Genomic DNA, 15,215 nt, shown 5'->3' on the forward strand with positions numbered 1-15,215 from the left:
CCGCGGCGCGGGATCAGCGCGCCTTCCACAATTCCGCCAACCGATCCGGCTTGCCGGCGATGCGCTCCAGCGCCGGGTACTTCAGCCCGTCGTGGTAATCCAGCGTCACCGTGTCGATGCGATCGACGTTTTTCACCAGCAGCGTCAGCGGTGCCTTGTCGGTCCTGGCCGCGGTGATCGCCTCCTTCAACTGCTCGGCCTTGAACACGCGGCCATTGAGCGCGACCACGCTCATGCCGGGGGTCAGGCCGGCATTGAAGGCCGGGCTGTCCCACAGCACATCGCCGATGTAGCCGGATTCGCTGACCGACATTCCGATGGAGTAGAGCAGGTTGCTGTTCTTGCCGCGGGTTTCCTGTGCCTTGAACGCCTCGTTCGGTGTATCGGTGTACACCAGTTTCCAGCCAGCCGCTTCCAGGCCCCCGGTGAGCGGACCATGCCCGTCCAGGCGCTCGCGCAGGAAGCTGGCCCAGTTGAACGGCGCCACGCCGTTGAGCGTGCTCACCACCTCGTCGAAGGTGTAGGGATTTACATTCCAGTCGCCGTCGTTCATGCCGAAGAACGCCTTGGCGAAGTCGTCCAGCCCGCGCTTGTTACCCGTCAGCGCGCGCAGCTTGCCCTCCACCTCCAGCCAGACCATCTGGCCGCCGGAGTAGTAGTCCTCGCTCATCTGGTAGTTGCGGAAGGCCAATGCGCGGCGCTGGGCGATGGTCGGGTCGTTGGTGGTGTCCTGCAGGTTGCGCCAGGCCAGGCCCGGGCGACCACGATCGTAAGTGCCCGCCACATTGGCCAGCACGTCGCGGGTCTGTTGTGGGCTCCACAGCCCGGAGCGGGCGGCCAGCACCTGGCCCCAGAACTGGGTCTGGCCTTCGTACAGCCACAGCAGGCTGTCGCCCATCGGCACGTTGAAGTTGGCCGTGGTCAGATCGGCGCCACGACGGTACTTGCCGTTCCAGGAGTGATTGAACTCGTGCGGCAGCAGATCGCGGCCCAGCCAGGTCTTGTCCCACTCGGTGAAGTAGCCGGTGTCGCCGCTGTTCTCACTGGAGCGCTGATGCTCCAGGCCGATGCCGCCAAGCTTGTCGGTCAACGCCAGCAGGAACTCGTAGCGGTCGAAGTGGCGTGCGCCGTAGAGCTTGTACATCTGCTGCACCAGCGCGCGGTGCGCCTGGATCTGCTCTGGCTTGGCGGCCAGCGATTTGGCCTCATCGGCGAAGACATTCAGGTGCACCGGCACCTTCGCACCGGGGTCCAGATCGAAGCGCTGGAAGTGGCGGCCGGCGAACAGCGGCGAGTCGACCAGGTGGTCGTAGCTGATCGGCTTGAACACCACCGTGTCACCCTCGCGGCGCTCGGTATCCAGCGCGGTGGCGTACGACCAGCCCGGCGGCAGCGTGACGGTGGCCTGCGCCTGGATGTTGCGGGTGATCACCCCGGCCGGGTACAGCGAATTGGCATTCCACTGCAGGTTGAGCATGTCCGGGGTCATCACCACGCGCCCCTGGGCGCCCTGCGAAGAGAGGAACTTGAACTCGGCCACCACTTCGCTGGCGCCCTGCGGCACCTGCACGGTGAAGGCATAGACGTCGTACGGATCGCGCGTCCACTGCAGCGGCGTGCCGTTGGCGGTGACGACCAGGCCGGCGAGCTTGTCGATCGGGCCACTCGGTGAATGTGCCCCGGGCAACCACTGCGGGTACAGCAGGGTCAGTGGGCCGGGTCTGGCCGGCACCGTGGCCTTGACCTTGAAGATCCGTCGGCCGATGTCACGTGCGTCCACGTCGATGCGCAGCAGGCCGGGGAAGGCCACATCCTGCGGCGGCGGTGTCTGCGCCTGTACGCCGGTGGCGGACACGGCCAGCAACACGGACAGGGCAATGGCACGCATCTTCATCAGGCAGGCTCCAGCGGGGGAAGCCTCGATCCTAGCCCTGCGTTACCGCCCTGCCCCATGGCCAAAGGTCATGCGTCGCGTTGCGGCCATGATTGGCACAGCCGAGTGCGGTGACGTTCTGTCTGCCGGATGGGATCCGGGCCAACCGAGGTGTGCTGCCGGCCAGCGGCCGGCACTACCGGGGCAGCGCCACGGCATGCGTGGCGTCGCGATGCCTGGTCAGTCGACCAGTCGCAGGCGCAGTTCCTTCGGCAGCGCGAACACCATCGATTCCGGCTCACCGTCCAGTTCGCCGACGCCGGTGGCACCGAGTTCCTTCAGCCGCGCGATCACGCCATCCACCAGCACCTGCGGGGCCGAGGCACCGGCGGTCAGGCCGATGTGCTTCTTGCCGGCGACCCACGCCGGATCGATCTCGTCGGCACCGTCGATCAGGTAGGACTCCACGCCATCACGGCGCGCCAGTTCACTCAGGCGGTTGGAGTTGGAGCTGTTCGGCGAGCCGACCACCAGCACCAGGTCGCAACGCTTGGCCAGGTCGCGCACGGCGTCCTGGCGGTTCTGCGTGGCGTAGCAGATGTCGTCGTTCTTCGGGCCCTGCATCGCCGGGAAGCGGGTGCGCAGGGCGTCGATGATGCTGCGCGTGTCATCCACCGACAGCGTGGTCTGGGTGGTGTAGGCGAAGTTCTCCGGCTGGTCGATGACCAGCGTGGCGACGTCCTCCACGTCTTCCACCAGGTAGATCTGGCCGGTGCCGCGCTCGCGGCTCCACTGCCCCATCGTGCCTTCCACTTCCGGGTGCCCGGCGTGGCCGATCAGCACCACGTCGCGGCCGGCGCGACAGTGGCGGGCCACTTCCAGGTGCACCTTGGTGACCAGCGGGCAGGTCGCGTCGAACACCTTCAGGCCACGTCGGTCGGCTTCCTGGCGCACGGCCTGGGAAACGCCGTGGGCACTGAAGATCACCGTGTTGTCGTCCGGCACTTCGTCGAGCTCCTCGACGAAAATTGCACCGCGGGCCTTGAGGTCATCGACTACGAACCGGTTGTGCACGACCTCGTGGCGCACGTAGATCGGCGCACCCAGGGTCTCGATCGCGCGCTTGACGATCTCGATCGCACGATCGACACCGGCACAGAAACCACGCGGATTGGCGAGCAACACATCCATCGGTCAGATACTCCGGCCGGCGTGAGCCGGGTTGTTACGGATACAGGAGGGAATTATCCCGCTTTTTTGGCAGCCTTGCCGTCGAACAGGCCGAACAGGGCGATACCCACCGCGCCGACCACGATCGCCGAGTCGGCGATGTTGAACGAGGGCCAGTAATGGTCCCCGATATGCCACTGGATGAAATCGACCACGTGACCGTGCATGAGGCGGTCGATCACGTTACCGATCGCCCCGCCGATCACCAGCGCGTAAGGCACGGCGCTGCGCCAGGCGCCGCGAGGGGTGCCCCACATCCAGTAGGCCATCAGGCCGCTGATGCCCACTGCCAGTGCGGTGAAGAACCACAGCTGCCAGCCACCGGCATCGCTCAGGAAGCTGAATGCCGCACCGGTGTTATAGGTGCGGAACCAGTTCCAGAAGCCCTCGATGACCACCACCGGCTCGTACTCGGGCAGGCTGGACAGCACCCAGGCCTTGCTCCACTGGTCGGCGATGATGATCGCCGCCGAGAGCAGCAGCCAGATCAGCGCGTTCGGACGCGGACGGGCGGCGGCCATCAGAACCACCGCCGGTCTTCGCCGGCCCCATCGATGTTGGTCACGCAGCGGCCACACAGTTCCGGATGCGCAGCGACCGAGCCCACATCGGCGCGGTAATGCCAGCAGCGCACGCACTTCTGCTTGCCGGTCGGCTGGGCGCTGACGAACACCTCATCGGTGGTCGCCGGGCGTACCTGCACGTCACCGCTGATCAGCAGGAAGCGCAGCTCCTCGGCCAGCGGCTGCCAGCGCGCGGCGGTCTCGGCATCGGCGGCGACGGTGATCTCCGCTTCCAGCGCCGCACCGATCGCACCATTGGCGCGCATCGGCTCAAGCACCTTGGCGACCTGCTCGCGCAGGGCCAGCAGCTGGTCGAAATCGGCCGCGTTGAGCGGTGCGTCGGCCGGCAACGGGGCCAGGCCCTCGTACCACGTGGCGAACAGCACGTTCTCCTTGCGCTCGCCCGGCAGGTACCCCCACAGCTCATCGGCGGTGAAGCTCAGGATCGGCGCGATCCAGCGCGTGAACGCTTCGGCGATGTGGTACATCGCGGTCTGCGCCGAGCGGCGGCCGCGCGAGTCCACCGGCATGGTGTACAGGCGGTCCTTGGTGACATCCAGATACACCGAGCCCAGATCCACGCTGCAGAAGTTCAGCAGCAGCTGCACGATCTCGGCCATGTTGTAGCCGGTGTACGCCGCCTTGATCTTCTCCTGCACCTCGAAGGCGCGATGCACGATCCAGCGGTCCAGCGCGACCATGTCGGCCGGGGCCACCCGATGCTGGGCCGGGTCGAAGCCGTCCAGGTTGCCGAGCAGGAAGCGCGCGGTGTTGCGCAGGCGCCGGTAGGCATCCGCGTTTCGCTTGAGGATTTCCTGCGACAGCGACATTTCATTGCTGTAGTCGGCCGAGGCGATCCACAGGCGCAGGATGTCCGCGCCCAGGGTCTTCATGATGTCCTGCGGCTCGATGCCGTTGCCCAGTGACTTGGACATCTTGCGGCCCTTCTCATCCACGGTGAAGCCGTGGGTGAGGCACTGCTTGTACGGGGCCTGTTTGTCGATGGCCACGCCGGTCAGCAGCGAGGACTGGAACCAGCCGCGGTGCTGGTCCGAGCCTTCCAGGTACAGATCGGCCGGCTTGCCGAAGCCACGCGCCAGCAGCACGCCTTCATGGGTCACGCCCGAGTCGAACCAGACATCGAGGATGTCGGTGACCTTCTCGTACTGCGGCGCTTCATCGCCCAGCAGCTCGGCGCTGTCCAGGGAGTACCACACGTCGATGCCTTCGGCCTGCACGCGGTCGGCGACCTGCTGCATCAGCTCGACGGTACGCGGGTGCGGCTCACCGGTTTCACGATGGGTGAACAGCGCGATCGGCACACCCCAGGTGCGCTGGCGGCTGATGCACCAGTCCGGACGGCCATCGACCATCGAGCCGATGCGCGCCTTGCCCCAGCTCGGGAACCAGCCGACGTTGTCGATCGCGGCCATCGCATCGCTGCGCAGGTTGGCCTTGTCCATCGAGATGAACCACTGCGGGGTGGCACGGAACACGACCGGGGTCTTGTGGCGCCAGCAGTGCGGGTAGCTGTGCACGATCTCGACATACGCCAGCAGCGCACCGGACGCGCGCAGCACATCGACGATCAGCGGCTGCGCCTTCCACAGGTGCACGCCGGCCAGCTCGACATCGCCGGCCGGCGGGGTCGAGGACAGGTACACGCCGCGGCCGTCGACCGGATTGATCTGGCCGGCGTTGTACTTCTCCATCAGCCCGTACTGCTGGCTGACCACGAAGTCTTCCTGGCCGTGGCCGGGGGCGGTATGCACCGCACCGGTACCGTCTTCGTCGGAGACGTGGGCGCCGTTGAGCAGCGGGATGTCGCGCTGCGGATAGAACGGATGGGCCAGCAGCAGGTTCTCCAGCGCGGCGCCGGTGGCACGGCCGTGCACGACCAGGCCGTCTACGCCATAGCGCTGCAGCGAACGCTCGGCCAGTGCGGCGGCCAGCACCAGCCAACGGCGCTTGCCGTGGTGGGCCGGGCCTTCGGCCAGCACATACTCGATCTCCGCACCGAGCGACACCGCCAGCGAGGCCGGCAGCGTCCACGGGGTGGTGGTCCAGATCGGCACCGCGACCTCGACATCGGCCGGCAGGGTCGCGCCGAAGCGCGCGGCCAGCTGCTGCGAATCACGCGACACGTAGGCCACGTCGATCGCCGGCGAGGTCTTGTCCTGGTATTCAATCTCGGCCTCGGCCAGCGCCGAGCCACAGTCGAAGCACCAGTGCACCGGCTTGGCGCCGCGCACGATGTGACCGTTGGCGAACACCTTGGAGAGCGCGCGGATCTCGTTGGCTTCGAAATCGAAGCTCAGCGTCTTGTACGGGTTGTCCCAATCGCCGATCACGCCCAGGCGCTTGAAGTCGCGGCGCTGCAGTTCGATCTGCTCTTCGGCGAACTCGCGGCACTTCTGGCGGAACGCGACCGCATCGAGCTTGACGCCGACCTTGCCCCACTTCTTCTCGACCGCGATCTCGATCGGCAGGCCGTGGCAATCCCAGCCCGGGACGTAGGGCGCATCGAAGCCGGCCAGGTAGCGCGACTTGACGATGATGTCCTTGAGGATCTTGTTGACCGCGTGGCCCAGGTGGATCTGGCCATTGGCGTAAGGCGGGCCGTCGTGCAGCACGAACAGCGGGCGGCCCTGCGCGTTGTCCCGCAGGCGGGCGTAAAGGCCCTCGTCCTCCCAGCGCGACAGAATGCCCGGCTCGCGCTTGGGCAGGTCGCCGCGCATCGGGAATTCGGTTGCCGGCAGATGAAGGGTGGCTTTGTAGTCCTGGCTCACGCAGTGGCTCGCAATCTGTGTTCGGAAAGGATGTGACGGGCCTGTTCGGCGTCACGGTGCATCTGGTCGGTCAACGCGGCCAGATCGTGGAACTTTTCTTCGTCGCGCAACTTGGCGACGAATTCGACATCGATGTGGCGACCGTACAGGTCGCCCTGGAAATCAAACAGGTGCGCCTCCAGCAGCGGCTCCACGCCCTCCACGGTGGGACGCGTCCCGAAGCTGGAGACCGAGGGCCACGGCTGGTCGAACACGCCGTGGACCCAGGTGGCATAGATCCCAGACAGCGCCGGCGTCTTCGGGAAGCGCAGGTTGGCGGTCGGGAACCCCAGCGTACGGCCCAACTGGCGGCCGCGCACTACCCTGCCCCCAATCGTGTACGGCCTGCCCAGCAGATCGCCGGCGTGGCTGAAATCACCGGCGCGCAGCAACTGGCGGATGCGGGTGCTGGAGATGCGCTCACCGTGCAGATCCACCGGCTCGATCTCGTCGGCACTGAAGCCACGCTCGCGGCCCATCGCCTGCAGCAGGGCCAGATCGCCGCGGCGGCGGTTGCCGAAGCAGAACTCCGGCCCGATCCACACCTCGCGCGCGCTCAGCCGGTGGACCAGCAGCTGCTCGACGAACGCCTCGGCCTGCATCGCGGCCATGCGCGCATCGAAGCGCAGCAGGCCGATCGCGTCCACGCCGAGCTCGCGCAGCATCGCGACCTTGTCGCGGGCCAGGGTCAACCGCGGCGGCGGCTCGCCCTGGGCGAAGTACTCGCGCGGCAGCGGCTCGAAGGCCACTGCCACGGCGGCCACGCCCAGTGCGCGCGCGCGCGAAACGGCGTGGCGCACCAACGCACGATGACCCAGGTGCAGGCCGTCGAATGCGCCGATGCAGACCACGCTTCCGTGCGGGAACAACTGCCCGCCTTCGACGCTTCTAAACAGCCTGCTCATCTACGTGGAATGCGGCCCACCAGGGCCGATGCTTTGCAAGAGATAGCCATGAAGTATAGCCGGGCTGCCCCCGGATCAATGCTCCCGCAGGTGGCGCGGGCGGAAGCCCATCGCGATCAGGGCCACCAGGTAGGTCAGGCCACCGCCGCCGACCAGCAGCGCGAGGTTGCCGATCCGGTGCCATTTGTCCATGCCGGTGAAGTCCGCCATCCCGTAACGCAGGGCCAGCAGCACCGCCACCATGGCCACGCAGGCCAGCCCCAGCTTGGTGACATAGCCGCCCCAGCCCGGCTTGGGCTGATACACATCGGTCTTGCCCAGCCAGTACCAGAGCAGGCCCAGGTTCAGATAACTGGACAGCGCGCTGGCAATGCCCAGCGCCAGGTGCAGGCCTGGCTGCTTGCCCAGCGCGACCCACACGCCCTGCGCCTTGAGCGCGTCGGGCACCATCACTTGGTACAGCACGGCCAGCAGAATGAAGTTGAACACCATGTTGGCCACCAGCGCGGCCACGCCGGCGCGGACCGGGGTACGGGTGTCCTGGCGGGCGTAGAAGGCCGGCAGGACCACCTTGAGCAGCGCGAACGCCGGCAGCGCGAAGCTCAGGCCGTACACCGACAGCGCGGTCATCCGGGTATCGAAGGCGGTGAAACGCCCGTACTGGAAGACCGTGGCGATCAGCGGCTCGGCCAGCAGCAGCAGGCCCAGCATGGCCGGAACGGCGATCAGCAGGGTCGTGCGCAGGCCCCAGTCCAGCGCACTGGAGAAGCCGGCCTTGTCGGTGCTCACATGGTGGCGGGCCAGCGCCGGCAGGATCACCGTGCCCAGCGCCACCCCGAACACGCCCAGCGGCAGCTCCAGGAAGCGGTCGGCCAGCGACAGCCAGGACTGCGAGCCGTCGGTCAGCTTGGCGGCGATCACGGTATCGAGCAGCAGGTTGATCTGCGCGATCGAAGAACCGAACAGGGTCGGCACCATCAGGGTCAGCACCTTGCGCACGCCCGGATGCCGCCAGCCCCAACGCGGCAGGGTCAGCAGGTTGATCCCTTTCAGCGAGGGCAGCTGGAACAGCAGCTGCAGCAGCCCGGCCGCCAGCACCGCCCAGCCCAGCGCCAGGATCTGCTTCTCCGGCGTACCACCCAGCCGCGGGGCCAGCCACAGCGCACCGGCGATCATGCACAGGTTGAGGATGACCGGGGTCAGCGCCGGCATCGCGAACTTCTGGAAACTGTTGAGCGCCCCGCCCGCCAGGGCGGTCAGCGAGACGAACAGCAGGAACGGGAAGGTCAGCCGGAACAGGTCCACCAGCAGGCCATGCTTGGCCGGGTCGGTATCCACCCCGCTGGAGAACAGGGTCGCCAGCTGGGGCGCGAAGATCAGCGCCAGCGCGGTGACCAGCAGCAGGACCCCGCCCAAGGTGCCGGCCACCCGCGACATCAGCTCGCGCAGTTCGGCGTGCGAGCGGGTTTCCTTCACTTCCGTGAACACCGGGACGAAGGCGGTGGCGAACGAGCCCTCGGCGAACAGGCGGCGCAGGAAATTGGGCACCCGGAAGGCGACCCAGAAGGCGTCGGTCACCGCATTGGTGCCGAACGTGGTGGTGATGACCAGGTCGCGAACCAGCCCCAACACCCGCGAAATCATGGTCATGCTGCTGAAAGACAGCAGGCCCCGCAACATCCTTGGTGAACTCACCCGTGTTCCCTCTTGACAATTGACTTGACGTACATTTTTCGAGCCATCATACTTTCCAGCTTGCTGTTCCCATTACACCGATTTTTCAGGAAACCACCACTGTGGCCAATATCAAGTCCGCCAAGAAGCGCGCCAAGCAGACCGTCGTGCGCAACGCGCGCAATACGGCTCAGCGTTCGATGCTGCGCACCGCTGTCAAGAAGGTGATCAAGGCTCTGGATGCCAATGACGCCGCCGGCGCCGAGGCAGCCTTCGCTGTTGCCCAGCCGATCCTCGACCGTTTCAGCTCGCGTGGTCTGATCCACAAGAACAAGGCTGCTCGCCACAAGAGCCGCCTGACCGCGCGCATCAAGGCCATCAAGGCCGCCTGATACGGCGCTGCGGGTGTCGTAGAGCCACGCCACGCGTGGCTTCGATCCAGCCGCAGAGAAAAGCCCGGCCCCGGCCGGGTTTTTTGTTGCCTGCGATCTGCGACGTCCAGCCCGGCTGGCGGCGACGGCGGCACCACAGAAAAACCCGGCCGGAGCCGGGTTTCTCAGGGGCGCGCGGGTGCGCTCAGTACGCATCGCGCGCTTGCGCCTCGTCTTCCTTCTGGCGATCGAAGAAGGCCATGATGTTGTTCATGATCGGCCAGGTGCCTTCACGGCCCAAGGCCGAGACCAGGTACCACGGCTGGGTCCAGCCCAGCTCGGCGATGATCTTCTCGGCGGCGGCCTTGGCCTCGTCCTCAAACATCAGGTCGGCCTTGTTCAGCACCAGCCAGCGCGGCTTGTTCAGCAGCTCCGGGTCGTGCTTTTCCAGCTCGCGCTCGATCGCCCGGACCTGCTCGATCGGCGAGACACCTTCCACGCCACCTTCCATCGGGGAGATGTCCACGAGGTGCAGCAGCAGGCGGGTGCGCTGCAGGTGGCGCAGGAACTGCGCGCCCAGGCCGGCACCATCGGCCGCGCCTTCGATCAGGCCGGGAATATCGGCGATCACGAAGCTGCGGTAGTTCTCCACGCGCACGACGCCCAGATTGGGGTACAGCGTGGTGAACGGGTAATCGGCGACCTTCGGGGTCGCGGCGGAGACCGCGCGGATCAGCGTGCTCTTGCCGGCGTTCGGGAAGCCCAGCAGGCCCACGTCGGCCAGCAGCTTCAGCTCGAGCTTGAGCAGGCGCTCTTCACCCTCTTCGCCCGGCAGCGCCTGGCGCGGGGAGCGGTTGGTGGAGCTCTTGAAGTGCATGTTGCCCAAGCCACCACGGCCGCCCTTGGCGACCAGCAGGCGGTCGCCGTGACCGGTCAGGTCGCCGATCACCTCATCGGTGCTGACGTTCATGATCACAGTGCCGACCGGCACGGTGATGACCAGGTCTTCGCCGCCCTTGCCATAGGCCTGGCGGCCCATGCCGTTCTCGCCGCGCTGCGCCTTGAAGATGCGGTCATGGCGGAAGTCGACCAGGGTATTGAGGTTCTCGTCGGCGCGGATCCACACGCTGCCGCCATTACCGCCGTCGCCACCGTCCGGCCCGCCCAGCGGAATGAACTTCTCGCGACGGAAACCGATGCAGCCGTTGCCGCCATTGCCGGCGATCACCTGGATTTCTGCTTCGTCTACAAGTTTCATGATTCTGGATGCCAATCTGGAGGCGGCGGGCGCGAGGTGCACCCCACCGCAGAGTCTAACGGCCCCGGTACGATCCAGGGCCGGCGGCGGGAAATGTCCCGCCCGATATTCGATACCAACGAAAAACCCCGCCGAAGCGGGGCTTTCGTCAGCGACCCCACGCCGTGGCGTGGGCGCCTGCGTACCGCTGAAGATCAGGCTTCGGCGACGACGCTGACGGTACGACGCTTCTTCGGGCCCTTGACCGAGAACTCCACCTTGCCGTCGACGAGCGCGAACAGGGTGTGGTCACGGCCGAGGCCAACGCCGGTACCCGGGTGGAACTGGGTGCCGCGCTGACGCACGATGATGTTGCCGGCGTCGATGGCCTGGCCACCGAAGATCTTGACGCCGAGGTATTTCGGGTTGGAGTCGCGACCGTTGCGCGATGAGCCTACGCCCTTCTTATGTGCCATGACTGCTTCTCCTTATTACTTGCTGCCACCGGCAATGCCGGTGATCTCGATTTCGGTGTAGTACTGACGGTGACCCTGGCGCTTCATGTGGTGCTTACGGCGACGGAACTTGATGATCCGGACCTTGTCGGCACGACCCTGGGACACGACCTTGGCGGTGACCGAAGCGCCGCTCAGCGCGTCGCCCAGCTTGATGCCATCGCTGTCGCCCAGCATCAGGATGTTGTCGAACTTGATCTCGTTGCCGACTTCGACTTCGAGCTTTTCAACGCGGAGCGTTTCGCCCTGCGCCACGCGGTATTGCTTACCGCCGGTTACCAGTACTGCGTACATGACCAGACTTCCTCTGTAGTTATTGTGGTCTATGGACTGCCGCCATCGAGGGCGGACAGAAGCGGAATTTTAATGACTTCAACCACTTCGGGTCAACCCACCCCCTGCTCTGACCCGGATTTGGCTGAATACGGTTCAGGAAACCGGCTGGCGGGGTCTCAGGGAATGAGACATGGGGGTGGCAAAGTCCGCGATTGCCCCCAAATCCCAAGCTCGGTAGGCTGACCGATTGCCGTTTCCGATTGCCCCACCCGCTTGCCGGCTCGCTGAGCCGAAGCCCCACAACGGATCCCCCATGGCGATGGATTTCATCCGCATCCGCGGCGCGCGGACGCACAATCTCAAGAACATCGATCTCGACCTGCCCCGCGACAAGCTCATTGTCATCACCGGCCTGTCCGGCTCGGGCAAGTCCTCGTTGGCGTTCGACACCATTTACGCCGAAGGCCAGCGCCGTTACGTCGAGTCGCTGTCGGCCTATGCCCGCCAGTTCCTCAGCGTGATGGAAAAGCCGGACCTGGACCACATCGAGGGCCTGTCCCCGGCGATCTCGATCGAGCAGAAGTCGACCTCGCACAACCCGCGCTCGACCGTCGGCACGATCACCGAGATCTACGACTACCTGCGCCTGCTGTACGCCCGCGTCGGCAGCCCGCGCTGCCCGGACCACGGCTACCCGCTGGAGGCGCAGACGGTCAGCCAGATGGTCGACCAAGTGCTCACTCTGGACGCCGAGCAGCGCTACATGCTGCTGGCCCCGGTGATCCGCGAGCGCAAGGGCGAGCACGCCCAGGTCTTCGACCAGCTGCGCGCGCAGGGGTATGTGCGCGTGCGCGTGGATGGCCAGCTGCATGAAATCGATGCGGTACCGCCGCTGGCGCTGCGCCAGAAGCACACCATCGAAGCGGTGATCGACCGTTTCCGCCCGCGCGAGGACATCAAGCAGCGCCTGGCCGAGAGCTTTGAAACCGCGCTGAAGCTGGGCGACGGCATGGTCTCGGTGCAGTCGCTGGATGTGGAGGATGCGCCTGCGCATCTGTTCTCGTCCAAGTACAGCTGCCCGGTCTGCGATTACTCGCTGCCGGAGCTGGAACCGCGCCTGTTCTCGTTCAACTCGCCGGTCGGCGCCTGCCCGGGCTGCGATGGCTTGGGCATGGCCGAATTCTTCGATCCCTCGCGCGTGGTGGTGCACCCGGAGTTGTCGCTCTCGGCCGGTGCCGTGCGCGGCTGGGACCGCCGCAATGCGTATTACTTCCAGCTGATCGCCTCGCTGGCCAAGCACTACAAGTTCGACACCGACGCCCCCTGGCAGAGCCTGCCCGAGGATGTGCGCCAGGCCGTGCTGTACGGCAGCGGCGATGAAACCATCACCTTCACCTACTTCACCGAAGCCGGTGGCCGCACCCAGCGCAAGCATCGCTTCGAGGGCATCATTCCCAACCTCGAGCGCCGCTACAAAGAAACCGAATCGGCCGCGGTGCGCGAAGAGCTGGCCAAGTACATCAGCGAACGCAACTGCCCCGAGTGCAACGGCCAGCGCCTGAACAAGGCTGCGCGCAACGTGTTCGTGGCCGACCGTGCACTGCCCGAACTGGTGGTGATGCCGATCGACGACGCGCTGAAGTTCTTCAGCGGCATGACCCTGCCCGGCTGGCGCGGCGAGATCGCCGGCAAGATCGTCAAGGAGATCGGTGAACGCCTCGGCTTCCTGGTCGATGTCGGGCTGGATTACCTCACCCTGGAGCGCAAGGCCGACACCCTCTCCGGTGGCGAAGCCCAGCGCATCCGGCTGGCCTCGCAGATCGGTGCCGGCCTGGTCGGCGTCATGTACGTGCTGGATGAGCCGTCCATCGGCCTGCACCAGCGCGACAACGAGCGTCTGCTCGGCACCCTGACCCGCCTGCGCGACCTCGGCAACACGGTGATCGTGGTCGAGCATGACGAAGACGCGATCCGCCTGGCCGACTACGTGCTGGATATCGGTCCGGGCGCGGGCGTGCATGGCGGCGAGATCGTCGGCCAGGGCACCCTGCAGGACATCCTGGATGCGCCGCGTTCGCTGACCGGCCAGTACCTGTCGGGCAAGCGCGCCATCGAGATCCCGGCGCGCCGGCACAAGCCGAACCCGAAGATGACGCTGCACCTGCGCGGTGCCAGCGGCAACAACCTCAAGGGCGTGGACCTGGATATTCCGTCGGGCCTGCTGACCTGCATCACCGGCGTGTCCGGCTCGGGCAAGTCGACCCTGATCAACGACACCCTGTTCTCGCTGGCCGCCAACGAGATCAACGGCTCATCGCACCCGATCGCCCCCTACAAGGAAGTGGACGGGCTGGATCTGTTCGACAAGGTGGTGGACATCGACCAGTCGCCGATCGGCCGCACCCCGCGCTCGAACCCGGCCACCTATACCGGCCTGTTCACGCCGCTGCGCGAGCTGTATGCGCAGGTCCCCGAAGCGCGTGCGCGCGGCTATTCGCCGGGGCGTTTCAGCTTCAACGTGCGCGGCGGCCGCTGCGAAGCGTGCCAGGGCGATGGCCTGATCAAGGTGGAAATGCACTTCCTGCCGGACGTGTACGTGCCCTGCGATGTCTGCCATGGCAAGCGCTACAACCGCGAAACGCTGGAGATCCTCTACAAGGGCTACAACATCAACGACGTGCTGCAGATGACCGTCGAAGATGCGCTGAAGCTGTTCGAGCCGGTGCCGAGCATTGCGCGCAAGCTGGAAACGCTGGTCGACGTGGGCCTGAGCTACATCAAGCTGGGCCAGAGCGCGACGACGTTGTCCGGTGGCGAAGCGCAGCGTGTGAAGCTCTCCAAGGAACTGTCGCGCCGCGATACCGGCCGCACGCTGTACATCCTGGATGAGCCGACCACCGGCCTGCACTTCCACGATATCGAGGCGCTGCTCGGCGTGCTGCACAAGCTGCGCGACGAAGGCAACACGGTGGTGGTGATCGAGCACAACCTGGACGTGATCAAGACCGCCGACTGGATCGTCGATCTGGGTCCGGAAGGCGGCCATCGCGGTGGCACCATCCTGGTCACAGGTACGCCGGAAGACGTGGCGGCCTGCCCGACCTCGTACACCGGCCAGTTCCTTGCCAAGATGCTGCCTTCCACCAGCGCGCGCCCGGAACAGCCGGCGGCCGTGGCCAACAAGCCCGACGCCCGCCCGCCGCGCAAGGCCAAGCCGGAACCGAAGAAGGCTGCGCGCAAGACCGCAGTAACCAAAGCCCCCAGCAAGAGCAAGAAGAAGACCGCATGAGCAACGAGCACAAGATCCTCGCCCGCGTGCCGATCAGCGTCCGCTGGCGCGACATGGACAGCATGGGCCACGTGAACAACGCCAAATACATCTCCTACCTGGAAGAAGCGCGTGTGCGCTGGATGCTGGGGGTGGAGGGCGTTTCGATGACCGACCGCATCGCACCGGTAGTGGCGGCGACCAACGTCAACTACCGCCTGCCGATCGTGTGGCCCAACGACATCGTGGTGGAGCTGTTCGTCGAGCGCCTCGGCAACAGCAGCGTGACCATCGGCCACCGCATCGTGGACGAGAAGAACGACAGCACGCTGTATTCGGACGGCAACGTGGTGGTGGTCTGGATGGACACGCAGACCGGCAAGAGCGCGCCGTTGCCCGAGGCGATCCGCACCGCGTCGAGCTGATGGGTTCCGCCGCGTCAAGCTGACAGGTTTCGCCGCGCCGAACTGAAAGG

12 protein-coding genes are annotated in these 15,215 nt (G+C 66.1%); 3 read left to right on the forward strand and 9 right to left on the reverse strand.

Annotated elements, in window-relative coordinates:
- Nucleotides 1-13: 13 nt before the first annotated feature.
- The 6 genes from C0R07_RS12545 to murJ form a co-directional block, all read right to left on the reverse strand.
- A complete protein-coding gene (locus C0R07_RS12545) occupies nt 14-1,894 on the reverse strand; it encodes a M61 family metallopeptidase (RefSeq protein WP_070473408.1) in 1,881 nt (626 codons plus the stop codon).
- 219 nt (nt 1,895-2,113) lie between these two features.
- Entirely contained in the window at nt 2,114-3,064 is a 951-nt protein-coding gene (gene ispH, locus C0R07_RS12550; RefSeq protein ID WP_019184510.1) for a 4-hydroxy-3-methylbut-2-enyl diphosphate reductase, read from the reverse strand.
- A gap of 53 nt (nt 3,065-3,117) precedes the next feature.
- Nucleotides 3,118-3,624: a signal peptidase II gene (gene lspA, locus C0R07_RS12555; protein WP_070473410.1), complete on the reverse strand. Its 507-nt coding sequence runs from the start codon at nt 3,622-3,624 to the stop codon at nt 3,118-3,120.
- Complete coding sequence (gene ileS / locus C0R07_RS12560; RefSeq protein WP_102789064.1) at nt 3,624-6,455, reverse strand: isoleucine--tRNA ligase; 2,832 nt, start codon at nt 6,453-6,455, stop codon at nt 3,624-3,626. Before ileS ends, lspA begins: the two co-directional genes overlap by 1 nt.
- Entirely contained in the window at nt 6,452-7,399 is a 948-nt protein-coding gene (locus C0R07_RS12565) for a bifunctional riboflavin kinase/FAD synthetase (protein WP_102789065.1), read from the reverse strand. The genes ileS and C0R07_RS12565 overlap by 4 nt, the downstream gene beginning before the upstream one ends.
- A 75-nt stretch (nt 7,400-7,474) precedes the next feature.
- Nucleotides 7,475-9,079 (reverse strand): murein biosynthesis integral membrane protein MurJ, encoded by a 1,605-nt coding sequence (murJ, locus tag C0R07_RS12570; protein ID WP_026069993.1) that lies wholly within the window; start codon nt 9,077-9,079, stop codon nt 7,475-7,477.
- A gap of 116 nt (nt 9,080-9,195) precedes the next feature.
- Between murJ and rpsT the strand changes: the two genes are divergently transcribed.
- Nucleotides 9,196-9,465: a 30S ribosomal protein S20 gene (gene rpsT, locus C0R07_RS12575; RefSeq protein ID WP_019184515.1), complete on the forward strand. Its 270-nt coding sequence runs from the start codon at nt 9,196-9,198 to the stop codon at nt 9,463-9,465.
- Between the two features lie 184 nt (nt 9,466-9,649).
- On the opposite strand, the gene obgE is transcribed toward rpsT, so the two are convergent.
- The 3 genes from obgE to rplU form a co-directional block, all read right to left on the reverse strand.
- A complete protein-coding gene (gene obgE, locus C0R07_RS12580; protein ID WP_046272194.1) occupies nt 9,650-10,702 on the reverse strand; it encodes a GTPase ObgE in 1,053 nt (350 codons plus the stop codon).
- A gap of 194 nt (nt 10,703-10,896) precedes the next feature.
- Nucleotides 10,897-11,157 carry a 50S ribosomal protein L27 gene (rpmA, locus tag C0R07_RS12585; protein ID WP_019184517.1) on the reverse strand — a complete coding sequence of 87 codons (261 nt, stop codon included), beginning with the start codon at nt 11,155-11,157 and terminating at the stop codon, nt 10,897-10,899.
- 15 nt (nt 11,158-11,172) lie between these two features.
- Entirely contained in the window at nt 11,173-11,490 is a 318-nt protein-coding gene (gene rplU / locus C0R07_RS12590) for a 50S ribosomal protein L21 (RefSeq protein ID WP_019184518.1), read from the reverse strand.
- Nucleotides 11,491-11,785: 295 nt separating this feature from the next.
- Here rplU and uvrA point away from each other — a divergent pair, with 295 nt between their 5' ends.
- Both uvrA and C0R07_RS12600 read left to right on the forward strand, forming a co-directional pair.
- Nucleotides 11,786-14,761: an excinuclease ABC subunit UvrA gene (gene uvrA, locus C0R07_RS12595; RefSeq protein WP_102789066.1), complete on the forward strand. Its 2,976-nt coding sequence runs from the start codon at nt 11,786-11,788 to the stop codon at nt 14,759-14,761.
- A complete protein-coding gene (locus C0R07_RS12600) occupies nt 14,758-15,165 on the forward strand; it encodes an acyl-CoA thioesterase (protein WP_088432134.1) in 408 nt (135 codons plus the stop codon). Before uvrA ends, C0R07_RS12600 begins: the two co-directional genes overlap by 4 nt.
- Nucleotides 15,166-15,215: the final 50 nt, after the last annotated feature.

Source organism: Stenotrophomonas bentonitica, assembly GCF_002887735.1.
Classification (GTDB): Bacteria; Pseudomonadota; Gammaproteobacteria; order Xanthomonadales; family Xanthomonadaceae; genus Stenotrophomonas; species Stenotrophomonas bentonitica_A.

Excerpts from the sequence above, each read along its gene's own strand:
- C0R07_RS12600 (WP_088432134.1), top strand. The coding sequence starts at position 14,758 with ATGAGCAACGAGCACAAGATCCTCGCCCGCGTGCCGATCAGCGTCCGC.
- rplU (WP_019184518.1), bottom strand. The coding sequence starts at position 11,490 with ATGTACGCAGTACTGGTAACCGGCGGTAAGCAATACCGCGTGGCGCAG.
- lspA (WP_070473410.1), bottom strand. The coding sequence starts at position 3,624 with ATGGCCGCCGCCCGTCCGCGTCCGAACGCGCTGATCTGGCTGCTGCTC.
- C0R07_RS12565 (WP_102789065.1), bottom strand. The coding sequence starts at position 7,399 with ATGAGCAGGCTGTTTAGAAGCGTCGAAGGCGGGCAGTTGTTCCCGCAC.
- murJ (WP_026069993.1), bottom strand. The coding sequence starts at position 9,079 with ATGTTGCGGGGCCTGCTGTCTTTCAGCAGCATGACCATGATTTCGCGG.
- uvrA (WP_102789066.1), top strand. The coding sequence starts at position 11,786 with ATGGCGATGGATTTCATCCGCATCCGCGGCGCGCGGACGCACAATCTC.
- ispH (WP_019184510.1), bottom strand. The coding sequence starts at position 3,064 with ATGGATGTGTTGCTCGCCAATCCGCGTGGTTTCTGTGCCGGTGTCGAT.
- obgE (WP_046272194.1), bottom strand. The coding sequence starts at position 10,702 with ATGAAACTTGTAGACGAAGCAGAAATCCAGGTGATCGCCGGCAATGGC.
- rpmA (WP_019184517.1), bottom strand. The coding sequence starts at position 11,157 with ATGGCACATAAGAAGGGCGTAGGCTCATCGCGCAACGGTCGCGACTCC.
- C0R07_RS12545 (WP_070473408.1), bottom strand. The coding sequence starts at position 1,894 with ATGAAGATGCGTGCCATTGCCCTGTCCGTGTTGCTGGCCGTGTCCGCC.